A 23000-nucleotide genomic window follows, 5' to 3' on the forward strand; every position below is an offset into this window, starting at 1 on the left:
CTTGGGGCACTGAACCAGTCCGCACCAGCCTGCGTAAGACAGGGTGAAAGGTGTTCCCCATGATCAAATCTCTGCAAAAGCTCGCTGCCCTCGGTGCGGTCGCCATCAGTGTGGCTGGTTGCGCGACCACAGCTGCTGCCCCCACAGCCAAAGCCCCCGAACGGCTGGCGCTGGAAGACTATTTCAAAGGCAAGACCACAGCTTGGGGTGTTTTCCAAGATCGCAATGGCACGCTCATTCGCCAGTTCAAGGTCGATATCGACGGACAATGGGACGGCTCGGTCCTCACTCTGGACGAGCGGTTTGATTATGCCGACGGCGCCAAGGAACAACGCATCTGGAAAATCCGCAAGACTGGCCCCAATACCTATGAAGGCACGGCCGGGGATGTGCGCGGCGTGGCCCGTGGTCTTGTCCAAGGCAATCAATTGTCTTGGGTTTATGATGTCGACTTGAAAGTCGGCGACCGCACCATATTGGTGACCTTCGATGATCGCATGTGGCTGCAACCTGATGGCATTTTGATCAATCGCGCCAAGGTCAAAAAATTCGGTATTACATTCGGGGAAGCCATCATCGTATTCCAGCCGACGCCACGCTGAGAGGAGCGCGGCCACCTCGCGTGCCCATTCACAATTGTAAGGTGCCCATCTTGCCGAAGTGCTGATTCAAGGTCATTCTGGGGCTAGGTGGGTTGGAGCCGCAACAGCGCGGTTATGTTCAGCAAATGTGTGATCAAGGAGAGAGAAATGGTAAAGCTGATGTCTGCAGGTACCTTGCTCTTTGCGATGCTGGCGGCGGGTTCTGCCATGGCCGAGCCGTTGCAGGTCAACGTGTCCTTTGGCGAGGCGGCCCAGAAAAAGCTCGAGAAGACCTATGGCCTGCGCGAGAAGGCCGTCATTGAAGAGATGGTGGTCGACAATCTGCGCGAAACCCTGAAAGGCGGGGTGGCGCGAGTCGATGTTGTTGTTCATGACATGACGGCAAACCGGCCGACTTTTCAGGAATTGAATGACAAGCCCGGGCTGTCATTACAAAGCTTTGGGATCGGCGGGGCTGATGTTTCGGGCAAGGCCTATGATGCGGCCGGCAATCTCCTCGGTGAAGCCAGCTATAATTGGACTGGTGATATCTTCTGGGCAGATGCTGCGTGGGTCTGGTCCGACACGGATCGGACACTCTCGGTCTTTGCCCGCAAACTGGCCAAAGCTGTCCCCGGCTAAAACAGCGGCCAATCAAGTAGAGTTCAGACGGGCGTGACCAAACTCGGTCGCGCCCCATTTGTTTTGACGATGCAATCTGTGCCGGAATGACACCTGGCCGTGCCAAACAATGTGCGCAGCTGTTACGAATGGCCTGCGCAACCTGAGACAATAGGCATAATCTTGTGACCTCATATCGGCCGATTGGATATAGAATACACAACTAATTCCTTGTTTTGTGGACGCGCATCAGATTAAGGCGCACGGTCTCACGAAATTTTTACCGTGCCATGTCATGTTTGGTGACTGATTTCGTTTAAGGACGGAGTTGGTTGGACTTCGTTTTGCTTAGTGGGCCTCAGGTTTGTCAGGATCAGGCTGATGAAGCTTGGACATATAGACCAAGTTATGGAGCGTCACCTCGTGCAACATCCATCTCATGTCATCCTGGTCCCTTTGATGGACATACAGCCATCGGATATCGCGCGGATGGCCAGCTTCCGCGACGTGGCAGGCACCCAAGCAACGCCCTTCCTATCGCCCGCATTTCTTGTGACCGCAGGGCCTGTCATTCCAGGTGGTCAGTTGGCCTGTTTCATGGATGGAGACACAGTCGTCGGCTATTTTGCGTTCCAGCGTCGCGGACAGACCCTGCAACCTGCCGGGGCACCTTTGACCGATTATCATGCTCCCATCATGCAGGCTGGCTATCAGCCCGATTGGGACATGGTGTTGAAAGCCAGTGGGGCACGACGTCTTGAATTCAACGGCATGATTGGTGACCATGGTTTGCGCGCAGATACCATCGTCAAGCATCGCCAGATTGCGGCTGTTTGGGACGGCTTTGACTCTTGGTTTGCCCAACAGAAGGCCCGATCCCCCAAGTTCTTCAAAAATCTTGGCCGCTGTACGCGCAACATCGCCAAAGACCTTCCAGACATGGCGTTTGTCTGGCGCGATGTCACCGAAGACCTGCTTGATTGGGTCCTCGACCTGAAGGTCGCCCAATACAAGCGGACCGGCATGCACGATGTCTTCGATTGTGGGTGGACACGTGACTTGCTGCTCGAACTCGCCCGCAAAGCCTCTCCCGATTTTGGCTTAAAGGCAGGGGTCTTTCACTGTCAGGGTGACATTATTGCCGCTGAAATCTGTTTGATCGAGGGCAAGGAACTTCATTTCTGGTTTCCAGCTTACAGCCCCGATTATGCGCGTTACTCGCCCGGTGTTGTGCTGACTTTCGAGATCATTCGCCATTTGTCTGCACAGGGGGTTGAGGTGTTCGACTTTGGCAGCGGCGGCGAGGCCTATAAGTCACCCATGACCACGGACGGCCCGCTTTGCTATGAGGGCCAGATTGGCCAAGCTCTGCATTTGCCGGTCAAAAGCCAGCGTCTCAATCGGATGTGGTTGAGCGTGTGGCGCAGGGCCCAGATTGTGCGGGCATGCGAGACATCACTGTCCGGCAAGATCAAAGCCTTTGCCAGCCTCCTTCATCGCCTGCAATTTCGTGTTCGCCAAAAAGCCATGGCGCGCATGAACTTGTGGCAGGACCGCCAAAAAGGCGAGGCATTGCCGTAACCTAAACGCCGATTTCCAGCGTGCACATTTCACCCAATGACGGGCGGGCGACCGATACCCGACGCAGGTTGGGCAGGCTAGGTCCCAAACGCTTGGCAACCCAGACACAAATATTCTCCAATGTCGGCGTCTCAAGGCCCTCGATCTCGTTGAGGAATGAATGGTCCAGCTGATCACGCACGGTCGCAATCGCCCGGGTCAGCTCGGCAAAATCCCGCACCCAATGGTCTTTGCCATCGGCTTCATCCTCAACAGATACGTCCAGCCTAAAGGAATGGCCATGCAAACGGCGATAGGGATGATCAGCCTCCCCTTGGTGCAAGTGGTGGGCAGCATCAAACGTCACACTTTTGGTCAAGAGACAGCGGGTCACGGGATTCCAAGTACCTTATGGGTTTGCAGGCTCAATCGCCATTGGGGATGAGCAAGACAATAGTCAACAGCAGCTTGGGTGTTGGCGACCTTATTGGGGCCATCCATTGGCTGCAGGAAGAAGTGGGTAAAGTCGAGCTTGGCAAAGCGGTCAGGCATGGCCGTGGGCTGAGGATAGACGAGCTTGAGCTCATCCCCCCGGGTCAGGACAACCGGAGCCGTCGCCTTAGGGCTCACGCAAATCCAATCAATACCGGGTGGGGCAACATGTGTTCCATTGGTCTCCACCGCGATCTCAAATCCGGCTGCATGCAGGGCGTCAATCAAGGCTTCATCCAGCTGCAGCAAAGGCTCGCCACCGGTGCAAACCACATAGGGCCGACCTTGGCCAGGATCGGGCCAAAGCGCAGTGACGTGGGCCGCCAAAGCCTCTGCCGTCTCAAACTTGCCCCCACCCTCGCCATCGGTGCCGACAAAATCAGTGTCGCAAAAGGAGCAGACTGCGCTTGCCCGATCCTGTTCGCGCCCACTCCACAGATTGCATCCAGCAAAGCGCAAGAACACCGCCGGCCGCCCCGCCTGCCCGCCCTCGCCTTGTAGGGTGTAGAAACATTCTTTCACCATATAGGTCATGATTGGGCTTGCTCCGCTTGCCAAGCAGCCCACCCTGCCGCCCGCAGGTCGCAGGCCGGACATGTACCACAGCCATAGCCCCAATCGTGCCGATGAGTCCGGTCGCCATGATAGCAGGTGTGGGAATGCTCGACTGTCAGATCAACCAGCCCCTGACCACCCAATTGATGCGCCAAAGCCCATGTTTGGGCTTTGGTCAGATACATCAGCGGTGTCGACACCTGAAATGGGGCATCCATGCCCAGAGACAGGCTTTGCTCCACCGCATCCAAGGTCGCCCGTCTGCAATCTGGATATCCTGAAAAATCGGTCTCGCACATGCCACCGACCAGAACCCCCAAGCCACGCCGATAGGCTAAAGCAGCAGCAAAGGTCAGGAAAATCAGATTGCGCCCGGGGACAAAAGTCGTTGGCAGTCCGGTTTCTGCCAAGGCGATCTCGGTCTGGCGGGTTAGTGATGTATCTGAGATCTGCCCTAAGACGGGCAAGTCCAACACATGGTCATCACCCAATTTGTCAGCCCATTGGGGAAATTGGCCACGCAACGCATCGAGCAAGATCAAGCGCTGCGTCAGTTCAACCCGATGCCGCTGGCCATAATCAAACCCGATTGTCTCAACCCGCGCAAAGCGCGACAAAGCCCAAGCCAGACAGGCAGTGGAATCCTGCCCCCCTGAAAACAGGACAAGCGCGTGGGTGGGCTCTAACACGAGAATGGGTCTTTCCAGCTGAGTTTCGAGGAAGGGCGGCCCCTGTAGCGCATTTTAGCCCAATCTGAAACCACCGCCGCGCAGAACCGCTTAGGTTCCCCCAAATGGCACCTCCACCGCTATGCCGATACTGGTTACAGTCGGAGTTCGCGACGAGTACAACTTATAATTGGACAGATAACATGGTTATTAAATAATAGTCGGGTGACGTCTTTAACGAGTCCACAAGGTTCCTTCAGTATTATGTGATAGTCGATATCCAACTGTAATTAGAAGTTCAGGTGACACGTGAGCAGCATTGTAACTTATGTCAAACTGGATTCTGAGACACTTGAAGCGGTCCTCAAACTTCACGAACGCTATGTCGCCGGGATACCAGGCGGAAAGCGGGCATCGCTGCGTTTTGCTGATTTGAGCGGGGTTGACCTGTCGGGCCGCAATCTCGCCGATGCTGATCTGACCGGCTGCATTTTCGAAAATGCCAAGCTGATCAAGACAATTTTAGAGCGGGCAGTCTTATTTGCCTGCGACTTCCGCAAAGCAGATTTACGGGGCGCGCGTATGGCCAAGGCTGACATTCGCGGTGCCAATCTTCGCGGGGCAGACCTGTCTCATGCCGATTTGACCCGTTCTGATTTCCGTGAGGGCGAGGTTGCCGTCGCAGACAAGCGCAATGGCCTTTTGGTGATGAAGCATCGGATGCGGGCCGGTGACGCCGAAGGCACCTTGTTTGTCGGTGCGACATTGGATGGTTCGCAATTCAACGGTGTTCAGGCGCGGGGCGCAGACTTTCAAGACTGCTCGCTCAAAGGTGCCAATCTGTCTGGTGCCATTTTGAAGGATTGCAATCTGGCTGGGGCTGACCTCAATGGCGCAGACCTTACCGGAGCCAAGTTGGAAGGTGCTCATTTTGAAGACGCCATCTTGAGCGGGGTCAGCTTGGGTTATTCGAAGATCGACCCCAAACTGGCTGCCGGCGCTCTCATGGACCCCTCGGACGGGGCCAAAATGCGCGCTGTCCAGCTTGAAGCCATGGCCAGTCAGCACCAAGCTTGGTGGGAGAGCAACGGCAGAGCGGGTAGTCATGCCAAATTTGATGGCGAAGACCTGCGACCGATGGCCAGTATGTTTGGCGGCATGCGTCTGACCGCTATTTCGGCGGTCAAATGTACCGGCGTGGGTGTGCGTTTCCAATCGACCCAATTGCAAGGTGCGAATTTCTCCGAAGCCGATCTGCGCGGGGCGTGCTTTGCTGGCGCAGACTTGCGCGGGGCGAATTTTACACGGGCACGGCTAAAGAAGGCCGATTTCCGGGGTGCCAATCTCAGTCCACTGCGCATCAGTGCCGACAAGACGCGGGCCACCGATTTTACAGGCGCGGAAATGCGTTATGCCATTTTCGATCAGGCCGACATTCGCGAAGCCCTGTTTTATGATGTCGACATGCTGGGGGCGAGCTTTAAGGGTGCCCAAGCGGCAGGGGCCAAGCGCGGCCCGGCACCCGGTAACATGCCCAATCCAGCAACACAGACCGCTCCCCAAGCCGCGACGGCAGCCTAGGGGGCATCCCGGATTGGGTATCCAGCGCCTCCAGACAGGACGCCCTTGCCGATAACGCCATCCCTCGATTACGGGGACGTGGCAGCTTAGCTGACGGAGGGGGCGTCCACGTGGCTGACCTTCCCCCCCCCTCCACCCTGCTGCGCAGGGTCCCCCTCCCCGCACGCGGGGGAGGAGTACAACCCATACACCACACTGTCATCCCGGACGGCGATAGCCGATCCGGGACCTTGTGACGCACATGCGCAACGAGGTCCCCGCGCTCCGCTACGCTCCGGTATGGATGACGTGCGGTTGGCATTGGCGGGATACATAGGCTGCGGGTCGGCGTTCGCACACCGTGCCAATACATTGGACTTATGAGATCAGGTGGAAAGCCCAATGGTGGCGGGAGAGAGACTCGAACTCTCGACCTCACGATTATGAGTCGTGCGCTCTAACCAGCTGAGCTACCCAGCCAACACATTGGGGAGCCGCTCTTTAGTGCGCATCGACTTGCGGGGCAAGCCCTTGGGTCAGTTGGCTCATCAAACGTGTGCGTTTGGCTTCCGCCGTCACCATGGCGGCTTCTTTCACATGACCAAAGCCGCGCACCTCATCGGGCAGACGGGCAAGCTCAAGGATCTGGCGGTGGGTCGTGGGAGAAAGATGGTCAAGCCAAACCGGAATATCGGCAAGATATTGATCACGATAGGCCCGCTCGCGCGCCCGTTCCTCGGTCTTGCCAAAAATATCGAGCCAGCTACCGCGCAGGATTTTTCCATGTTGCAAGAGTTTAAACACCTGCAATATCCACGCCCCAAACGCCATTTTGCGCGGCAAGCCCGTAGCCTCGTCCTTTGGGGCCAATAAAGGTGGGGCGAGCCAAATTTTGAGCGCTTTGCCCCCGCTCAGCGTCTCATTGAGCCCCGCCAAATAAGCCGGGTCCGCATAGAGGCGGGCCACTTCATACTCATCCTTATAGGCCATGACTTTGGCGAGATTGAGCGCAATCGCGCGGGTCAGATCACTACCCAGTCGCGCCTCTGTCTCTGCCTTGCGGACACGCGCGACGGCATCGGCATAGAGCCGGGCGTAGCTCGCATTCTGATAGGCGGTGAGATGGGTAATGCGGTGGGCGATCAGCTCATCCAGGGATTTTTCGGGCGGCGGCTCGCGCAGCGGCACCATTTCTTTTAGCCGTGCCGGGTCATGGGCCGCCAGACGCCCAAGGTCAAAGGCCAGCACATTCTCGTCGATCGCAACCCCATTGAGCTTGATCGCCCGATAAAGACCACGCAAGGACACAGGCACCAGACCGCGCTGCCAGGCAAAGCCCAACAGGATCATGTTGGAATAAAGCGCGTCATAGAGATATTCTTCTGCCAAACCCTCGGCATGGATGACGCCCAATTCCCGGACAGCTTCCTTGAACAAATCGACTTTAGGCTGGCCACGATAACGCCGCGTGCGGTTCTGGATGAATTCGCTGGTGGGCTGAATGTCGAAATTGGCCACAGCGCGTGTGGTTTCCCGGCACACCAGATTGAGGCCATCAAGATTGGTGGCCACGATCAGATCACCGGCAATCATCACATCAGCCGAGGCCGGGGGCACGCGGCCGGACCTGATGTCGCTGGGGTCATTGGCAATGCGCACATGGCTCAACACCTGGCCACCCTTTTGCGCCAGACCCGTCATATCCAATGTGGAGGAGGCTTTGCCATCGACATGGGCTGCCATGCCCACAATGGCCGACACCGTCGTCACCCCTGTGCCGCCCACCCCGGTGAACACGATGGAGCGCGGCCGGTCGAGGCTCATGGGTTCAGGCAGCGGGATATTGGTGGCATCAAAGCTCGGCCGTTCCCGCTCGCGCCGGGCATTATGGCTGTCTTCCAAAGTCGCAAAGGACGGACAGAAACCGTCTACACAGCGTGTGTCCTGATTGCAGGAGGATTGGTCAATCTGCCGTTTGGTGCCAAAGTCGGTCTCAAGCGGGTGGATCGACAGACAATTGGACTGTTTGGAACAATCCCCGCAACCCTCACAGACCGCCGGATTGATATAAGTCCGCACTGATGTGGCTTTGAGCAGCTTGCGCTTGATCCGGCGGCGCTTTTCAGTCGCACACATCTGATCATAGATCAGCACCGTCACGCCTTGGGTATCGCGCAGGCGGCGCTGGACCGCATCAAGCTCTGTGCGGGGATAGACACGGACCGAAGGCTCGAGGGCGACATTGGAATAGCGTGTGGGGTCATCGGCAACGATGACAACTTTGCTTACCCCTTCACCCAGCAATTGCTTGGCGATCTGGGGTGTGGTCTGCCCGCTCTCGGTCGATTGTCCCCCGGTCATGGCCACAGCATCATTATAGAGCAGCTTATAAGTGACATTGACCTTGGCCGTCACTGCGGCCCGGATCGCCAGCGACCCGGAATGGGAATAGGTACCATCGCCCAGATTGACGAACACATGCTGTTCATCGGTGAATGGGGCCTGACCAATCCAGCCTATCCCCTCCCCGCCCATCTGGCTTGTCATGTCGGTTTTGCGGTCCGGCATGAAGGTTGCCATATAGTGGCAGCCGATCCCGGCCAGTGCGCGCGATCCCTCAGGAACCACCGTGGAGGAATTATGCGGGCAGCCCGAGCAGAAATGTGGTGTGCGGTGGGCATCGCCTTCCAGCGCTTTGGCCCGGTCACGGCTTTCTTCCACCCGGTTAAGATAGGCCAAGGCTTGGTCACGATGCGGCCCGTCCGGCACCAGATCAAACAATGTGCGTGCCAGAACCGGGATGGAAATCGAAGCGGTATCAGGCAGCAAAGGTGCGCCATCGAAGCCACGTTTGCCAATGACCCGCGGCCTGCGTCCATCGGGCAAGTCATAGAGTGCGTCGCGGATTTGCGGCTCGATCAAGGCCCGCTTGTGCTCAACCACCAACAACGTCTCAAGCCCCAAGGCAAAACTGCGCACTTGATAGGGTTCCAGGGGCCATGGCATCGCCACTTTATAAATGGCTAGGCCCAAATCGGCGGCAAGCTCGGGGCTGATTCCCAAAGCATCCAAAGCTTCAAAGATGTCGCGTGTCGCTTGGCCTGTCGCCACCAAGCCGATGCGCCGCTTAGAACCGGTCAAAATCTCCCGATCAAGGCCATTGGCGCGCACAAAGGCTTGTGCAGCAGGCAGCTTATACTGGCGCAGGCGAGCCTCTTTGGCCATTGGGTCATCGCCACGTCGCAGGCTCAAGCCCTGAGGCGGCAATTCAAAATCCTGTGGCAGACGAATGTCGAGCCGATGGGCCCCAACATCGATCACTGCCCCTGAATCCATGGTATCAGCCAGTGCGATCAGCCCAGTCCACGCGCCCGAAAAGCGCGACATCTCAAACCCATAAAGGCCAAAATCCAGAACGTCTTGGATAGACGACGGCGACAGGATCGGCATTTCAGCATCGATGAAGGCAAATTCAGACTGGCTCGGCAGGGTCGAGCTTTTGCACACATGATCATCACCAGCGATGGCCAGCGTACCGCCAAAGCGCGAGGTACCTGCAAAATTGGCGTGTTTGAACACATCCCCGGTCCGATCAACACCGGGGGCCTTGCCGTACCAGATACCGAACACGCCATCAAAACGGGCCCCGTCAAACAGGCCCAATTGCTGGCTACCCCAAACTGCGGTGGCGCCCAAATCTTCATTGAGCCCCGGCCAGAAGGCGATATCGTGCTCTTTGAGCAAGGTGCTGGCCCGCTCCAGCTGCATGTCATAGCCGCCCAAAGGCGAACCACGATACCCCGAGATGAAACCCGCCGTGTTGAGACCCGCCTTGAGATCACGCCGCTTCTGGTCAAGCGGCAGTCGGACCAGCGCCTGAATACCTGTTAGAAATGCCCTGCCTTCGTCGAGTTCATACTTGTCGGTCAGAAGAACTTCGCGATGACGCATGGGCCAGGGCCTCCGACTGGGAGGGCGCGAAAAGCCACCCTCGCGATTTAGCAGGCATCATCTTCTGTTTTCAGGGAAAATGCTTGCTCTTTTTTTCGATTTTTGCGAGAAGACACGCAAGATCAATCTCCACTTTCGCAGAATTGAGGAAAATTCGTGTCAGAAGAATTAGACGCCATTGATGTTCGCATTCTCGATCTTATTCAGGAAGACGCGAGTCTGTCGGTGGCTGAGATTGCCGATAAGGTCGGCTTGTCGTCAAGCCCATGTTGGCGGCGCATCAAGCGGCTGGAAGAAATTGGCGTCGTCACAAAGCGCGTGACCATTTTGGATCGGGCGGCACTTGGCCTTGACTTTGAAGTGATGGCGTCGGTCAAGCTCGCTTTGCCCAATCGGGAAAATCTGGAAAAGTTTGAGGCCGCCGTGGCGACATGGCCCGAAGTGGTCGATTGTGCCACTGTGACCGGGGCGGTGGACTATATGATCCGGGTGGTGACCACCGACATGCATGCCTATGACGGTTTCTTGCGGGATAAATTATTGGGTCAGGGCCTCGTTTCAGATGTGCAATCGCGTATTGTGATCCGGGTTGCCAAGCGCACGACATCTGTTCCCTTGGGTCTTAGTCAGGGCAAACGCCGTTAAGCACCTCCAGTCCATGCGTGAGGTCGGCCACTAAATCCTCGGGCGCTTCAAGACCAATGCTATAGCGCACGATGGGCCCTTGGGCGTGTCGGGCTGGGAATTGGCGGTTGACCTGTGCTGTACTGGGTAGGGCCAGGCTTTCAAACCCGCCCCAAGAAAAGCCCATGGAAAACAGGTGGTAGGATTCGGTCATCGCATGGATGCCGGCTGCCTTTTCCGGTTTGAACACCACCGAGAACAGCCCCCCTGCCCCGGTGAAATCACGCTGCCAGATCGCATGATCAGGATGTGTCGGCAGGGCCGGATGCAAAACTTCTGCGACTTCAGGACGGGTTGAAAACCAAGTAGCGATCTGGCGGGCCACCTTGTCCTGATGGGCCAGTCGCAGGCCCATGGTGCGCAGGCCGCGCAAGGTCAGCCACGCATCTTCCGCAGAGGTTCCTATGCCCAGCATCTGGTGCATGATCGTCAGCCGCTTGAGCCACGCGTGGCTATTGGTGATCAATGCCCCGGCCAAGACGTCAGCATGGCCTGCCTGATATTTCGTCAGGGCCTGCATCGAGATATCGACCCCAAGATCAAACGGCTTGAGATAGAGCCCAGCGGTCCATGTATCATCAATCAGTGTGGCGATGTTGTGGGCGCGGGCCACTTTGGTGATGGCGGGCACATCTTGGATTTCAAACGTTAGCGAACCCGGGCTTTCAAGAATGATCAGGCTGGTTTTGGGTCGGATCAGGCTGTCAATCTTTGCGCCGATCCGCGGATCATAAATCTCGGTTTCAACGCCATAATTGCCCAGAACTTCGCGGCAAAAGCGCCGGGTTGGGCCATAGCTGGAATCAGTCAGCAAGACGTGATCACCCGCTTTGGTGGCCGCCATCAGCGCCAGTGTGATCGCCTGCAAGCCCGACGGGGCCAGCACCGCCCCCACCCCGCCGGACAGTGTTGCCAATGCCTCGCACAGGCGGTCCTGAGTTGACAGGCCTTCCAGTCCATAGCCCTTCATGTCGCTCAACGGGCCTGAACGATAGAGGTCATCTGCCTTGTCGAACAGAAGTGTTGACCCGCGCTGGATCGGTGGATTGATCACCCGCTCGTGGGAAAATGGATCGCGGCCGAGTTGCACGAGGCGGGTCGCCTCCGAAACGCCAAATGGCATGGGCTTACCGGCATCAGGCTTGCGGCTCATGCCTGGGCCTCAGTCACAATCGGGTTGGTGGGGTCTGCGGCCCATTCACTCCAAGACCCGTCATAAACCGGCACGTCCCACAAGCCGAGGCGGGCCAGCCCCAAGGCCACGACGCTGGCCGTCACGCCTGACCCGCACGTGGTTACGATGCGTTTGCTCAGATCAACACCGGCTGCCTTAAACACATGGGCGAGATCTTGGGGGTCCAGCATGGTCTTGTCAGGTGTAAGCAGGCTGGAAAAAGGTACATTGATCGCACCGGGCATATGGCCGCTGGGCAAATTCGGACGCGGCTCAGGCTCGGTTCCCGCAAAGCGGCCCGGCGAGCGGGCATCAAGGATTTGGGCGACTTTGGAGGCGACTTTTTCCTGCATCTGGGCTTTGTCGCGGACCAGATTGGCTTGGCGGCGCACGGTGAAATGACGCTCGCGCGGGATTGGCGGCATATCGTCAGTCTGCCTGCCTTCGGCAAGCCATTTAGGCAGACCGCCATCAAGGACAACCACATCATCATGGCCCATATGGCGGAACATCCACCAGACACGGGCGGCTGAAAACACGCCTGTGCTGTCATAGATGACAAGGCGCAGGCCATCACCCAGACCGAGCTTTTTCACCCGGCTGGCGAACTTCTCTGGACTTGGCATCATGTGGGGAAACGGGCTGTCGGTATCAACGATCTCGTCAATGTCGAAAAAAACAGCACCGGGTATGTGGACATCGTGATATTCTGCTTTGGCATCGCGGCCAGAGGCGGGCATGTGCCAAGAAGCATCGATGATACGCACATCGGGCGCGCCCAATTTATCTGCCAGCCACTGGGTGGTCACCAGAGGGTCATCGGGGTTGGCCCAGCCTGCCATGTCATTGCCCTTTTTTGTTTCCTGGCAAGACCAGCATCAGCGCGATGCGACGTCAGCCAGGTGAATTGTCAGCCTTTATGATCCAATCAACGGATTGGTGCGTAAGGTGCACTGAAACAACCAAACCCGCAACACGCACAGGCCCATGACTGACACCGCGACCACCTTCTCTACCGACCAGGATCCCCGCTATCAGGCCTTAATGCTTGACTATGTTTCGGGTTCGCTGCCGCGCGGCCCCGCCTTGGTGGTGGCGGCTCATCTGGCCCTGCGCCCCGAAGCGCGTCGGGTCACACGGACTTTTGATGCGGCAGGCGGGATGTTTCTCGATGCCATCGAACCCGTCACGATCGGTAAACCAGATTGGCTTGAGGCCGAGACCGGGCAAGACTATTCGGCCATGCCATTGCGTGAGATTGGCGATGTTGCCCATGTGCTGTCGTCACTCGATCAAGGCCGCTGGCGGCGCAATCTGGCCGGCATGCTGATGATGCCTGTCCCCGGATGTGATGCAGAATTGTTGAAGCTGGAAGCCGGTCGCAAAGTGCCAGAACATGGCCATGCCGGGCTGGAAGTGACGCTGGTGCTCTCTGGCGCGCTGGATGATGGCGCGCAAATTTATCACCGTGGCGACCTCTTGGTGCATGATGAAGAAAGTGAACATCAACCAGGTGCAGCCAAGGGCGGGGATTGTATCTGCTTGATTGCCCAAACAGGGCCAGTGCGTTTGAAGGGCCCCTTAGGCTGGTTGATCAACCGACTGACCTAATCCTGTCAGCCAAACCAAGTGAGTCCGCCAAAAAAGGATGGCAAAATGATGCGACGTGTCTCTCTTACCGTTCTAACCGGCCTTATGGCTGCGGGCCTGATGGTGGCCCCGGTCGAGGCTGCAACGCCCGGGCGCACCGAGTTTGAGATCCTGATGAATGGCAAGCCTGTCGGCCGCCACATCGTGACCGTGTCAAAGAATGCCGACACCACCTTGGTGCGTGTTGCGATTGATATGGCCGGGCGCGTTGGTCCGATCAGCTTTACCTATCGCCATCGCTGTGAGGAAGCCTGGATGGGCGACCAATTGGCGAGCCTGAATTGTACCGATCAGGAGAATCGGTCGGTGAAGACTGTAACCGCCAACCGGAAAGGCAATGCACTGGAGGTCAATGGCACAGGGTTTAAGGGCAATTTGCCCGCCAGCTTGCTTCCCTCCAGCTGGTGGCGGGCCAGCACAATCAATCAGACCAATTTGATTGACAGCCGCGACGGAAAGCTCAGCAAGGTTCGCGTCAGCCGGGTTGGTGATGATGTGATCAATGTGGCGGGCACCAATGTGCGGGCTGGCCATTATCGCATGCGCGGGGCAGTCAATACCGATCTTTGGTATGACGCGTCTGGGCGGTGGGTCCGCACAGCCTTCAAGATCGCTGGACAAAGCTTTGATTATCGTAAGCTGACCCCAGTGGCTGGATCGCCTCGCGAGTAGAAGAGCTTAGAGCGATTGGCCCCGCCGGAGGCTGATGGCAGCGCGAATGCGTGCCTGTTCAGCCGCATTAATCGGAAAGCGGCGCATCATCCCAATAGCCACGAGCTTCAAGAGGATTGGGACGGCACAATAAAGGCCGCTCAAACTGAGGAGGGCTTGAGAAGATTGGGGGCCGCCTTGTGTATCAAAGCCCACCAAAGCCAGAACCCCAAAGCCCAGCCCGGCGGCCAAAGCCAGCGCCAGCTTGGTCGCCACGCTCCACAGCGCGAAATAAAGGCCGGTACGGGGGGCCTGACCCGTCCTGAGTTCATCCAAGTCCACCACATCGGCCTGCATGGCCGCGGGCAGCACGATATCAGCCCCCAGCGCAAGCCCAGAACCAATGCAGACCATGAGAAACAAGACAAAATGCTGCGGGCCTGTAACCAACAGGGCCAAACCAAATATGATACAGGCCCAGATCATGGCCCAGCACCAAGCCCGGTCCTTGCCAAATCGACCTCCCAGCCAAGCCCAAAATGGGGCTGACAGAAGACCGGCCAAAAAATAGGTCCCCAACAACAGGCCCTGCATGTCGGCCCGGCCCAGTCTGTCGGAAACAAAGAATAGAAAGAGCGTGGCCGGCAGGCCATTGGCGATCCCATTGACGACATAGGCCCCGATCAGCCGCTTGAACGGGCCATTGGCAAGGCAATCGACAAGCCCAGCTTTCAGGCTGTCATTCTGGGATGGCCGTGCGGGCGGGTCGGGTACAATAAGCGCACACAAGCCACACGCCAGCGGCGTGGCAATGGCCGCAAACAGGCCCAGTATATGCAAGGCCTCTCTCAGGCTGCCGCCCTGCGACAACCCACCAACCAGTCCAACAGCAGCAATGACGCCGACAATTGTGGCGACCTCGCGCCAGGCTGTTATCTGGATGCGACCCTGATAATCAGGACTTAACTCCGCCCCCCACGCATTGAGTGGCAAGGTGATGGCGGCCCAGGCCACCGACACGATCAAGGTCCAGAAGGCAAAGAAAGCGAGGTCAGCACCCGGTGGCGGGCTCATGATCATATAGGCTGACCAAGCAGCCAAGGGACTAGCCAGCAAAACCCACGGCTTTCGCCGACCAAAGCGGCCTGGCGTTTGATCGGACAATCGGCCGGCCACAAGATCGGCAAGTCCATCAAGCACACGCACCAGAACCAGCACCACGGCGAGTGCGCCTGCTGCCAGACCGACCTCACGCGCATAAAATGTGGGGACGAACATGTAAAAAGGTTGACCCAGAGCCGCGATGGGAATGGCGGGGCCGGCATAAGCCAATAAATGCCACGCAGAGAGCTTAGGAGGTGATGAAGGAGAGTTTGAGGCTGCCATCGAAGCGACATGGTGTCTGCACCGCGCGCTGCCAAGCCGCTAGACAGTTATGGAAATCATGCCTAAATGTGTGAAAATCGCACATGAATTAAATCATCGTGCAAGATCAGCACGGATTGGACGGGATTATGCCAGTTTCAGGCCGAAAAATCATCATTATCGGGGGTGCGGGCTTTGTTGGCAGTGCGGTAGCGCACCAATTAGCCAATGACGGTGGCGCAGATGTGATCATCTGCGACCAGATTGGCTCGGTTCAATCTGGTAAATGGGCCAATTTACCGGCCAAATTGGCAGATTTGTGGGCCCCAGATGATCTGATGGGCCATTTGGACAAGGCTTGGCGCGAGATTGCCGGCGTCTTGATCTTCGCCGATGCAGGCCATGATGGCGGCGACGGTGACGGACTATTGGCAACTTCCTATCATTTGCCACGTCGTGTGTGGGATTATGCTGTGGCCAAACAGCGGCCAATTCACTGGGCTTCCTCACTGCAAGTCTATGGCACAAGCGCCCCGGACAGACGTTATGACGGCCCTGCAGTTGCAAATTTTAAGCCCACGACAGCCTTTGGTCGGGTGAAACAGGCGTTTGACTATTTTGCTGCCAGCCAAGGGCTTGGACCAGATGCTCCCCCCCGTGCCACCGGCTTTCGCCTTGCCTCTGTCTATGGTGCAGGTGAAGGCCACAAGGGGGAATTGGCAAGCCTTCCCACCCGCGCAATCGCCCATGCACAAGCCGGCAAGACTTTGGCAGTTTGGGAGCTGGAGCGTGGACAGCAACCTGCCCGTGACTGGGTTCATGTTGATGATGCCGCCACGGCGATCAGCCAACTCATCCTGTCCGATCATGCAGGCTTTTTTGACATCGGCACGGGGCAATTGACCCAAACCCACCAGCTTTTGACTGCCTGCGCCAGCCTCGCGGGGGCAGAGGTCAAGGTCCGTCCGATCCTGCCACCACCTGGGGCCTGGACCCAGAACGGGCCTGCAGCGGATCTGTCATGGCTTGAACAAACCGGCCTTTCCTGCCAGTTTCGTCAGATGGAAGCAGGTTTGATCCCCGCGTGAGCCAAGACGACGCCATTACCCATGCGGCGCGGCTCTTGGCTGCTCATTATGGCGAAGATGGTGCGGTGATCGCGATCATGCGGGCTGCAGAAGCTGCGGCCCTTGGCGACCTTGATATGGCCGACCATTGGGAGGCTGTGGCAGCTGCCTTTGAAGACCCACCGGCTGCGCATTAGGCGTGGACTGGGCTGGCGCGAGATTATTCCGTGCCTTTCACACGCAACCCATTGCGTCCTTGCTTCAATGAATTAGAACCCGCTGATCTGTTTGGCCACGACCGGGGATATGCATGAGCCATTTTGACCGCGCCGCCTTCATCGCAGGTCTGCCAAAGGCCGAGCTGCATTTGCACTTGGAAGGCTCCCTTGAGCCTGAACTCATGTTCGAATTGGCCCAACGCAACCAAATCGACATCCCGTTCAAATCGGTGGAGGAAGTCCGCGCCGCCTATCGCTTTTCCAATTTGCAGGATTTCCTCGACATTTATTATCAAGGTGCCGGGGTTCTGATCACCGAACAGGACTTTTATGACCTGACGATGGCCTATCTGACGAAAGTGGCCGCCGATGCCTGCCGCCATGTCGAGGTTTTTTTCGACCCACAGACCCACACCGACCGCGGCATCGATATCGGAATCGTCATTTCAGGTATCAGCCGCGCCCTTGCTGATGGGCAGGCGCATTTGGGCATCAGTTCAAAGCTGATCCTGTGTTTCCTGCGCCATCTTGATGAAGAAGCCGCCTTTGCCACTTTGACTGCCGCCGAACCTTATCTCGACAAGATTTTCGGGGTTGGGCTGGATTCAAGTGAAGTGGGGCATCCGCCATCGAAGTTTGCCCGCGTGTTTGAGGCGGCCCGCGCCAAGGGCCTGCATTTGTTTGCTCATGCTGGCGAAGAGGGCCCGCCTGCCTATGTTTGGGAAGCCCTTGACCTGCTCAAAATTGATCGGATCGACCATGGCAATCGTGCGCTGGAAGATGACGCGCTGGTCGCCCGCATTGCTCAAGACGGTCTGACCCTCACGGTTTGTCCCTTATCCAATCTGTCGCTCTGCGTGGTGAAGGATCTCAAAGCCCACCCGTTGCGCACCATGCTCGAGAAGGGCCTGAAAGCGACAATCAACTCCGATGATCCTGCCTATTTCGGCGGCTATCTCAACACCAATTGGCTGGCCATTGCCGAAGCCCTTGATCTGAAAAAGGATGAGTTGGTCACCCTTGCCCAGAACAGCTTCTCAGGCAGCTATTTGACCGCAGCGGAAAAGCAGGCCCACGCGCGGGCGATTACAGATTGGGCCGCACGGTTTTAGGCCGCCGCGTCTGCCATAGTGGTTTGTTGAAAGGGTCTGGCGATGAAGGCATGTCAATCTGTTGCAAGCATGGCTTTCATGCTTGGCTTGTTGGGGGCCTGCGCAGGGGGTCCAAGCATGAACACGTCTCCTGTCCTCACATTTACCGAAGCGGATCATGGTGGAAGCCAGCAACTGGGCCTGGGACAGAGTTTTGAGGTCAAGCTCTTGGGGACTCCAACGGCTGGTTATGTGTGGGAGGTTCAGTCTTTACCGACAGGAATTGTCCTGATGGATGTGACCTCGCAGCCCCAAGACCCTAAAGGGCGGGCTCAAGGCATGGTGGGTGGCAATGACTGGACCGTGTTTCGCTTTACCACCCAAAGGGCCCCAGTCGACTTGCAAACCAGTGCAGATCAAGCCGTCGTGCTGCGCTATGGCAGACCTTGGGAACTGGAAGCAGGTCAGCCTGCCACGCGCATTTGGCGTTTGAAAATCACCGTCGCGCCCGGATCATAGAGACTGCGGAGGCCCCAAAGCCGCCACCTGTCGGCACACTGCTGGACCAGTGGTTTCATCACTGCTGCAAGAAGTGACTGAGAAGATCTGCCCTGTCCTGGGCAATAAAAAGGGGCCTCGAAAGGCCCCTTCTCTTAGGATCTGATTGAATCAATGTCGCTTTCGCAAACTTTCTAATTCTTCTTTGAGCCTGAGCTTCTGTCGCTTGAGTGCTGCAATCTGCGCGTCTGAGGATGCCAAGCTTTTCATTTCGTTCTGGATCGCTAAATCAAGCTTGGCGTGCTTGTCGGACAACTCACGGATATGCGCTTCAATCGCCATGTGGCGGCCTCCTTTGCGTTCAGAGGCAAGTAGGGAAACACGTGATAGGGGAATCGCCAAGTACTTTTTCGTCACAGGTTTAGCCAGGTTCATCACGATCATGTCAAAGCGGTTGATTATAGGGATAAGTGGGGCTTCAGGTGCGATTTATGGTGTCCGCGCCTTGGACATGCTGGCGGCTTTGGGCGTCGAGACTCACCTTGTGCTGACCAAAGCAGCCGAGTTGACTTTGGCCTCCGAGGGCCTGCCCAGTTCAGCAGCCCTGAAAGAGCGGGCAAGTTTTGTGCATAAGATTGCCGATGTTGGGGCCTCGATTGCATCGGGCTCGTTCAAGACTGACGGCATGCTGATTGCGCCCTGCTCGGTGCGGACCATGAGCGAGATTGCCAGCGGGGTGACCTCGAACTTGCTGACACGGGCAGCGGATGTGCAATTGAAAGAGCGTCGCCGTGTGGTGCTGATGCTGCGCGAAACGCCCTATCATTTGGGTCACATTCGCACGATGGCGGCGGTCACCGAGATGGGCGGGATCATCTTTCCGCCCGTTCCTGCCTTTTATGCCCAACTTGAAAGCCTTGATGCTGTCGTCTCGCAATCAGTGGGTCGCGCCCTCGACCTTTTGGGTGTGGAGGTGAAGGGCGTCAAACGCTGGGGGGAAGATGTCGGACCCGTCTAACGCTTCCGATCAAGGATCACTCTGGGACTTTGCCTGTCGGTTCTATCAGGTTCTAGGCGTTGAAGACGATTGTCTGACAGTGCAGGACAAGCATGGCCTCGACGTTGTCTTGCTCATCTTCGCGCTTTATCGGGCCCGACTTGGTCATGGCTTTGATGCGGTCGAAGCCTACGGCCTGGCGCGTAGCCTGATGGCCCAATTGGTCGACCCTCTGCGGCGGCATCGCCGCGCTCTCAAACAAGATCCCGGCCCCTACGCATTGCCGATGGTCAAAGCGCTGCGGGCCCAGCTTCTTGCTGCTGAATTGGCCGGTGAACAGACCATATTGCAGCGATTGCATTCAATCAGAATTAAGGGCTCAGCCCTTAATTCTGAGGAGGCTCTGACGGCGTGTGTCCGGGCCGCCGATGTTCATCTTGACGCGGCTCTGGACGCAGTGTTGAAGCGCCTCGCCGACGCAGCCCATCGCGTGTAGAAAACCCAATCCATGGCTTGGCCTGATGCTAAGCCGGCACGAGGAAGCCTGATGGCAAGTGACTGGACGTCCCCATCCGAAGATGTCGATGCCGCCCTGCTGGAAGCCAAGATAAAGGCCCTGCGAGAGGAGCATCGCGCCTTGGACCAGGCCCTCCAAGCCCTGCAGGAAACCGCACCTTATGATCAGATTGGCCTGATGCGCCTCAAGCGCCGCAAGCTGGCGCTTAAGGACGAAATCGCCCATTGGGAAGACCAGCTGACGCCCGACATCATCGCCTAGCCCTAAACTCCTGACCAGCAAGCCCTACCGGGCTTTATCCAACCATAAAGACGACACTGATCGAGAAGTCCTTGAGACAGGCTGGGTTTGTGGTTGAGGTCACATCATAGCGCCATGTGCGCAAGCCTTTCAGCACGGCTTCGGCAAAGGCCTCGTCGGGCACAACGCCGAGGACCCGGGGATTGGCAACACTGCCATCTGGATTAAGGTCAACGCGAGCCAAAACACCGCCAATATTGACTAAACTCGTGCCCGCGGAGGCCGGTCGAATATCTTGGCCGCTGATACGCTTGGGCCGCTCGCCCCCCTGACACATTTGATCGGTCGGATAGACCAAAGCGACCTCTTCAGGGGTCATCTTGCGCATTTTACCCATCGTCCGCCGCAGATTGGTCCCCGTCGGCTGATCCGTCGCCCCGGTGCTGCGGGCGAGTGAGTCCATCACCATTCCCCACGCCTGCAATTTGGCCCAGTCACCATCGTCGCGCGTGCGTTCGGGACCATAGGCAATCTGTGCCTCAAGCACATCAGAATGGGCTTCCACCATCTCCTTGCGCATCATTTTGGCGATCCCGCGTCCGAGCAAAGCCAAGGGCCGCCGGGTGGGATCTTTCGGATTGAGCTGGTCAAGGTGGGAAAGGGCAAGATTGGATGCCTCCAAACCTTGACCAAACCGTCCGCTCAACGACAGGCTATAAGATGCCGCGATGAGGCCATCGGCAAACAGCATGTCGCCCCAAGTCCGCGCAACTGGTTTGGCGTTCGCCAGCAAGGTGACAGCTTTGCGTGGTTGGGCTGCCTTATCAGCCGTGAAAAACTCGGCATAGGCGAGAAGAAAGGCAGCTTCTTCAGGCTTATACGCTCCGGAAGCACCCGGTGCCAAAGCAACTGCCCGCCTAGCAGGCGCAAGCCCTCGAGACGGCTGATTGGCCAGCGCCGCACTCCAAGCCGCATTATAGGCTAAACCTGCCGTATTGGGATTTGAACCGCCCCATTTTACCTCCGCAGCTTGCCAAGCTGTCTGCGCATGGTCGGCAGCCTCCTTCAAATTGCCCGCCTGGATCGCCTGTTCATAAGCCCGATAGCTGATCATGGGATCGGTCGTGCTGACCTCGGCGGTTGCCGCCATGGCCGCCACACTCACCACGGGAAGGTGCGGGGCCAATAGACAGGCCAAGACCATTCCCACATGCCGCTTTAAATGTACCATCCAACTCACCCTTCAATATGGTCAAGAGACTAGGACGCGCCCAAAGGCTTCCCTTGGAGGATGAGCTTAAGTATAATTTTTGACTTCATCAACCTGTTTCTAATCGGTAGATGCTAGCCCAAGATCATGCCCGGATGAAGAGGATTGCCGGCCAGAAAAGCCTGTGCAGACAGGGCAGATTTGCCCTCCTTCTGAAGCGCCAACACCCGCAAGGCTCCAGTCCCACACGCAATCTTTAAGTGATCGTCCAATATGTGGCCAGCCGCCCCCTGCCCGTCCTCGACACGGCAGAGCAAAATCTTCGCCCGCGCACCGTCTGGCAACAGACACCAGGCTCCTGGAAAGGGTGAAAACGCCCGAATCATGCGGTCGAGTTCATGGGCTGGGCGGTGCCAATCAATCCGCGTCTCAGCGCGGTCGATCTTGGCAGCATAAGTCACCCCAGCCTCGGCTTGGGATTGGCAGGCAAGACTGCCATCGGCAATCTTGGGCAGTGTTTCCACCATCAAGGCTGCACCCAGACTGGCGAGGCGGTCATGCAAGGTGCCGGTTGTATCAGAGGCACCAATCGGTGTGCGCGCGGTGGCATAGACACCGCCTGTATCAAGGCCGATTTCCATGGCCATCACCTGCACGCCGGTCTCAGCGTCGCCAGCCTCAATTGCCCGTTGCAGAGGTGCTGCCCCGCGCCAGCGGGGTAAAAGCGAGCCATGCAGATTGAAACAGCCCAAACGCGGTGCATCCAAGATGGTTTTGGGCAGGATCAGGCCATAGGCCACCACAATCGCAGCATCAGCATTGAGGGCCGCAAATTCTTCCTGCGCTTGGGCAGTCTTCAAGCTGGCTGGTGTGCGCACCATCAAGCCATGGGCTTCTGCCCAAGCATGGACAGGTGTGGGCCGCAAAGCCTTGCCCCGCCCGGCAGGCTTAGGGGGTTGAGAATAGACACACACAACCGTGTGGCCTGCGCCCACCAGGGCCTTTAAGGTCGGGACCGCAAAATCAGGAGAGCCCATGAAGATCAGACGAAGGGGCTGGGTCATGGCGCGACTACCTTGAAACGCTTTTGGGATGGCGAGTTAAGCAACAGCCCCCTCAGGCGGCGCGCTTGACCTTCTTCACCTTGGCAAATGCCCGTTCCCGCCGCAGCCGCGAAAGATGGTCGATAAACAAAATGCCTTCCAAATGATCCATCTCATGCTGGATACAGGTGGCAAACATGCCATCGGCATCTTCTTCAACCAGTTCATTATCGCGGTTGAGATAACGCAAGCGAACCTTGGCCGGCCGCTCGAGCTCGTCATAATATTCGGGCACCGACAAACAGCCCTCTTCATAGGGGGCCATTTCTTCGCTGCGCCAGATGATTTCTGGATTGGCAAAGAAGCGGGGCGCGCGATGATCGGGCGCATCGGCCTTGCCCCATTCAAGGTCCATCACGATAACCCGCACAGGCTCACCAATCTGGACGGCGGCCAAGCCAATACCCTTGGCGGCATACATGCTGTCGAGCATGTCATCCATGAGGGCGCGGATCGCATCATCCACAGCCGCGACCGGCTTGGATATCTGCTTCAGGATCGGGTTAGGGACAGTCAAAATAGGGCGTGCGGTCATGGCGCTTAGGTA

25 protein-coding genes and 1 tRNA gene are annotated in these 23000 nt (G+C 57.5%); 14 read left to right on the plus strand and 12 right to left on the minus strand.

Annotated elements, in window-relative coordinates; translation table 11 throughout:
• Window positions 1-59 precede the first annotated feature (59 nt).
• From PbB2_RS06460 to PbB2_RS06470, 3 genes are all read left to right on the plus strand, one after another.
• Window positions 60-602: a DUF3833 domain-containing protein gene (locus PbB2_RS06460; RefSeq protein WP_108984493.1), complete on the plus strand. Its 543-nt coding sequence runs from the start codon at window positions 60-62 to the stop codon at window positions 600-602.
• Window positions 603-749: 147 nt separating this feature from the next.
• Complete coding sequence (locus PbB2_RS06465) at window positions 750-1223, plus strand: hypothetical protein (protein ID WP_133245746.1); 474 nt, start codon at window positions 750-752, stop codon at window positions 1221-1223.
• Between the two features lie 360 nt (window positions 1224-1583).
• Window positions 1584-2783 carry a GNAT family N-acetyltransferase gene (locus PbB2_RS06470; protein ID WP_108984495.1) on the plus strand — a complete coding sequence of 400 codons (1200 nt, stop codon included), beginning with the start codon at window positions 1584-1586 and terminating at the stop codon, window positions 2781-2783.
• Between the two features lies 1 nt (window position 2784).
• Here PbB2_RS06470 and queD read toward each other — a convergent pair whose 3' ends face one another.
• From queD to queC, 3 genes are read right to left on the minus strand one after another with little or no spacing between them, the layout of a single operon-like run.
• A complete protein-coding gene (gene queD / locus PbB2_RS06475; RefSeq protein ID WP_238164892.1) occupies window positions 2785-3156 on the minus strand; it encodes a 6-carboxytetrahydropterin synthase QueD in 372 nt (123 codons plus the stop codon).
• Window positions 3153-3788, minus strand: coding sequence for a 7-carboxy-7-deazaguanine synthase (queE, locus tag PbB2_RS06480; protein WP_108984496.1), 636 nt, complete (start codon window positions 3786-3788; stop codon window positions 3153-3155). Before queE ends, queD begins: the two co-directional genes overlap by 4 nt.
• Window positions 3785-4504, minus strand: a complete 720-nt coding sequence (gene queC / locus PbB2_RS06485; protein WP_192576218.1) for a 7-cyano-7-deazaguanine synthase QueC — start codon at window positions 4502-4504, stop codon at window positions 3785-3787. The genes queE and queC overlap by 4 nt, the downstream gene beginning before the upstream one ends.
• Window positions 4505-4786: 282 nt before the next feature.
• Between queC and PbB2_RS06490 the strand changes: the two genes are divergently transcribed.
• Window positions 4787-6058 (plus strand): pentapeptide repeat-containing protein, encoded by a 1272-nt coding sequence (locus tag PbB2_RS06490; RefSeq protein WP_108984498.1) that lies wholly within the window; start codon window positions 4787-4789, stop codon window positions 6056-6058.
• 382 nt (window positions 6059-6440) lie between these two features.
• Here the strand turns inward: PbB2_RS06490 and PbB2_RS06495 are convergent.
• Together PbB2_RS06495 and PbB2_RS06500 are read right to left on the minus strand one after the other, a co-directional pair.
• Window positions 6441-6517: transfer RNA gene (locus tag PbB2_RS06495), tRNA-Met, on the minus strand.
• A gap of 21 nt (window positions 6518-6538) precedes the next feature.
• The gene (locus tag PbB2_RS06500) at window positions 6539-9988 is read right to left on the minus strand and encodes an indolepyruvate ferredoxin oxidoreductase family protein (RefSeq protein WP_108984499.1); all 3450 of its coding nucleotides are present in this window, start codon (window positions 9986-9988) and stop codon (window positions 6539-6541) included.
• 156 nt (window positions 9989-10144) lie between these two features.
• On the opposite strand from PbB2_RS06500, the gene PbB2_RS06505 reads away from it, so the two are divergent.
• Window positions 10145-10633: an Lrp/AsnC family transcriptional regulator gene (locus PbB2_RS06505; RefSeq protein WP_108984500.1), complete on the plus strand. Its 489-nt coding sequence runs from the start codon at window positions 10145-10147 to the stop codon at window positions 10631-10633.
• Here PbB2_RS06505 and metC read toward each other — a convergent pair.
• Window positions 10611-11825 carry a cystathionine beta-lyase gene (metC, locus tag PbB2_RS06510; protein ID WP_108984501.1) on the minus strand — a complete coding sequence of 405 codons (1215 nt, stop codon included), beginning with the start codon at window positions 11823-11825 and terminating at the stop codon, window positions 10611-10613. The genes PbB2_RS06505 and metC overlap by 23 nt on opposite strands.
• Complete coding sequence (gene sseA, locus PbB2_RS06515; RefSeq protein ID WP_108984502.1) at window positions 11822-12688, minus strand: 3-mercaptopyruvate sulfurtransferase; 867 nt, start codon at window positions 12686-12688, stop codon at window positions 11822-11824. Before sseA ends, metC begins: the two co-directional genes overlap by 4 nt.
• A gap of 145 nt (window positions 12689-12833) precedes the next feature.
• Here sseA and PbB2_RS06520 point away from each other — a divergent pair, with 145 nt between their 5' ends.
• Window positions 12834-13457, plus strand: coding sequence for a ChrR family anti-sigma-E factor (locus tag PbB2_RS06520; protein WP_108984503.1), 624 nt, complete (start codon window positions 12834-12836; stop codon window positions 13455-13457).
• A 45-nt stretch (window positions 13458-13502) separates the two neighbouring features.
• Window positions 13503-14168, plus strand: a complete 666-nt coding sequence (locus PbB2_RS06525) for a DUF6134 family protein (RefSeq protein ID WP_133245747.1) — start codon at window positions 13503-13505, stop codon at window positions 14166-14168.
• 6 nt (window positions 14169-14174) lie between these two features.
• Here the strand turns inward: PbB2_RS06525 and PbB2_RS06530 are convergent, their stop codons facing one another.
• A complete protein-coding gene (locus PbB2_RS06530) occupies window positions 14175-15533 on the minus strand; it encodes an MFS transporter (RefSeq protein ID WP_108984505.1) in 1359 nt (452 codons plus the stop codon).
• 128 nt (window positions 15534-15661) lie between these two features.
• Between PbB2_RS06530 and PbB2_RS06535 the strand changes: the two genes are divergently transcribed.
• The 4 genes from PbB2_RS06535 to PbB2_RS06550 all read left to right on the plus strand — a co-directional run bounded on the left by PbB2_RS06535 (window position 15662) and on the right by PbB2_RS06550 (window position 18407).
• Window positions 15662-16600, plus strand: a complete 939-nt coding sequence (locus tag PbB2_RS06535; RefSeq protein WP_108984506.1) for an NAD-dependent epimerase/dehydratase family protein — start codon at window positions 15662-15664, stop codon at window positions 16598-16600.
• Window positions 16597-16776 carry a hypothetical protein gene (locus PbB2_RS06540; RefSeq protein WP_108984507.1) on the plus strand — a complete coding sequence of 60 codons (180 nt, stop codon included), beginning with the start codon at window positions 16597-16599 and terminating at the stop codon, window positions 16774-16776. The genes PbB2_RS06535 and PbB2_RS06540 overlap by 4 nt, the downstream gene beginning before the upstream one ends.
• A gap of 113 nt (window positions 16777-16889) precedes the next feature.
• Entirely contained in the window at window positions 16890-17909 is a 1020-nt protein-coding gene (locus tag PbB2_RS06545; protein ID WP_108984508.1) for an adenosine deaminase, read from the plus strand.
• Between the two features lie 117 nt (window positions 17910-18026).
• A complete protein-coding gene (locus PbB2_RS06550; RefSeq protein ID WP_192576206.1) occupies window positions 18027-18407 on the plus strand; it encodes a protease inhibitor I42 family protein in 381 nt (126 codons plus the stop codon).
• A 150-nt stretch (window positions 18408-18557) separates the two neighbouring features.
• Here PbB2_RS06550 and PbB2_RS16415 read toward each other — a convergent pair whose 3' ends face one another.
• Complete coding sequence (locus tag PbB2_RS16415) at window positions 18558-18821, minus strand: YdcH family protein (RefSeq protein WP_320410529.1); 264 nt, start codon at window positions 18819-18821, stop codon at window positions 18558-18560.
• Between the two features lie 7 nt (window positions 18822-18828).
• On the opposite strand from PbB2_RS16415, the gene PbB2_RS06560 reads away from it, so the two are divergent.
• Genes PbB2_RS06560 through PbB2_RS06570 form a run of 3 tightly spaced genes read left to right on the plus strand, consistent with a single transcriptional unit; the run spans window position 18829 to window position 20161 of the window.
• A complete protein-coding gene (locus tag PbB2_RS06560; protein ID WP_108984510.1) occupies window positions 18829-19404 on the plus strand; it encodes a UbiX family flavin prenyltransferase in 576 nt (191 codons plus the stop codon).
• Window positions 19388-19879: a TIGR02444 family protein gene (locus PbB2_RS06565; RefSeq protein WP_108984511.1), complete on the plus strand. Its 492-nt coding sequence runs from the start codon at window positions 19388-19390 to the stop codon at window positions 19877-19879. Before PbB2_RS06560 ends, PbB2_RS06565 begins: the two co-directional genes overlap by 17 nt.
• A 51-nt stretch (window positions 19880-19930) precedes the next feature.
• Window positions 19931-20161, plus strand: a complete 231-nt coding sequence (locus PbB2_RS06570; protein ID WP_108984512.1) for a YdcH family protein — start codon at window positions 19931-19933, stop codon at window positions 20159-20161.
• A 34-nt stretch (window positions 20162-20195) separates the two neighbouring features.
• On the opposite strand, the gene PbB2_RS06575 is transcribed toward PbB2_RS06570, so the two are convergent.
• The 3 genes from PbB2_RS06575 to def all read right to left on the minus strand — a co-directional run bounded on the left by PbB2_RS06575 (window position 20196) and on the right by def (window position 22988).
• Window positions 20196-21371 carry an energy transducer TonB gene (locus PbB2_RS06575; RefSeq protein WP_108984513.1) on the minus strand — a complete coding sequence of 392 codons (1176 nt, stop codon included), beginning with the start codon at window positions 21369-21371 and terminating at the stop codon, window positions 20196-20198.
• Between the two features lie 113 nt (window positions 21372-21484).
• Window positions 21485-22414 (minus strand): methionyl-tRNA formyltransferase, encoded by a 930-nt coding sequence (gene fmt / locus PbB2_RS06580; RefSeq protein ID WP_108984514.1) that lies wholly within the window; start codon window positions 22412-22414, stop codon window positions 21485-21487.
• 52 nt (window positions 22415-22466) lie between these two features.
• Complete coding sequence (gene def, locus PbB2_RS06585; RefSeq protein ID WP_108984515.1) at window positions 22467-22988, minus strand: peptide deformylase; 522 nt, start codon at window positions 22986-22988, stop codon at window positions 22467-22469.
• Window positions 22989-23000 lie beyond the last annotated feature (12 nt).

Origin of the sequence: Candidatus Phycosocius bacilliformis (genome assembly GCF_003112735.1) — a bacterium.
Lineage (GTDB): Bacteria > Pseudomonadota > Alphaproteobacteria > Caulobacterales > Aquidulcibacteraceae > Aquidulcibacter > Aquidulcibacter bacilliformis.

Excerpts from the sequence above, each read along its gene's own strand:
- PbB2_RS06575 (WP_108984513.1), bottom strand. The coding sequence starts at position 21,371 with ATGGTACATTTAAAGCGGCATGTGGGAATGGTCTTGGCCTGTCTATTG.
- PbB2_RS06530 (WP_108984505.1), bottom strand. The coding sequence starts at position 15,533 with ATGGCAGCCTCAAACTCTCCTTCATCACCTCCTAAGCTCTCTGCGTGG.
- sseA (WP_108984502.1), bottom strand. The coding sequence starts at position 12,688 with ATGGCAGGCTGGGCCAACCCCGATGACCCTCTGGTGACCACCCAGTGG.
- fmt (WP_108984514.1), bottom strand. The coding sequence starts at position 22,414 with ATGACCCAGCCCCTTCGTCTGATCTTCATGGGCTCTCCTGATTTTGCG.
- PbB2_RS06570 (WP_108984512.1), top strand. The coding sequence starts at position 19,931 with ATGGCAAGTGACTGGACGTCCCCATCCGAAGATGTCGATGCCGCCCTG.
- PbB2_RS06525 (WP_133245747.1), top strand. The coding sequence starts at position 13,503 with ATGATGCGACGTGTCTCTCTTACCGTTCTAACCGGCCTTATGGCTGCG.
- PbB2_RS06520 (WP_108984503.1), top strand. The coding sequence starts at position 12,834 with ATGACTGACACCGCGACCACCTTCTCTACCGACCAGGATCCCCGCTAT.
- def (WP_108984515.1), bottom strand. The coding sequence starts at position 22,988 with ATGACCGCACGCCCTATTTTGACTGTCCCTAACCCGATCCTGAAGCAG.
- PbB2_RS06465 (WP_133245746.1), top strand. The coding sequence starts at position 750 with ATGGTAAAGCTGATGTCTGCAGGTACCTTGCTCTTTGCGATGCTGGCG.
- PbB2_RS06535 (WP_108984506.1), top strand. The coding sequence starts at position 15,662 with ATGCCAGTTTCAGGCCGAAAAATCATCATTATCGGGGGTGCGGGCTTT.
- PbB2_RS06470 (WP_108984495.1), top strand. The coding sequence starts at position 1,584 with ATGAAGCTTGGACATATAGACCAAGTTATGGAGCGTCACCTCGTGCAA.
- PbB2_RS06460 (WP_108984493.1), top strand. The coding sequence starts at position 60 with ATGATCAAATCTCTGCAAAAGCTCGCTGCCCTCGGTGCGGTCGCCATC.
- queE (WP_108984496.1), bottom strand. The coding sequence starts at position 3,788 with ATGACCTATATGGTGAAAGAATGTTTCTACACCCTACAAGGCGAGGGC.
- PbB2_RS16415 (WP_320410529.1), bottom strand. The coding sequence starts at position 18,821 with ATGAACCTGGCTAAACCTGTGACGAAAAAGTACTTGGCGATTCCCCTA.
- PbB2_RS06560 (WP_108984510.1), top strand. The coding sequence starts at position 18,829 with ATGTCAAAGCGGTTGATTATAGGGATAAGTGGGGCTTCAGGTGCGATT.
- metC (WP_108984501.1), bottom strand. The coding sequence starts at position 11,825 with ATGAGCCGCAAGCCTGATGCCGGTAAGCCCATGCCATTTGGCGTTTCG.
- PbB2_RS06500 (WP_108984499.1), bottom strand. The coding sequence starts at position 9,988 with ATGCGTCATCGCGAAGTTCTTCTGACCGACAAGTATGAACTCGACGAA.
- PbB2_RS06545 (WP_108984508.1), top strand. The coding sequence starts at position 16,890 with ATGAGCCATTTTGACCGCGCCGCCTTCATCGCAGGTCTGCCAAAGGCC.
- PbB2_RS06565 (WP_108984511.1), top strand. The coding sequence starts at position 19,388 with ATGTCGGACCCGTCTAACGCTTCCGATCAAGGATCACTCTGGGACTTT.
- PbB2_RS06550 (WP_192576206.1), top strand. The coding sequence starts at position 18,027 with ATGAACACGTCTCCTGTCCTCACATTTACCGAAGCGGATCATGGTGGA.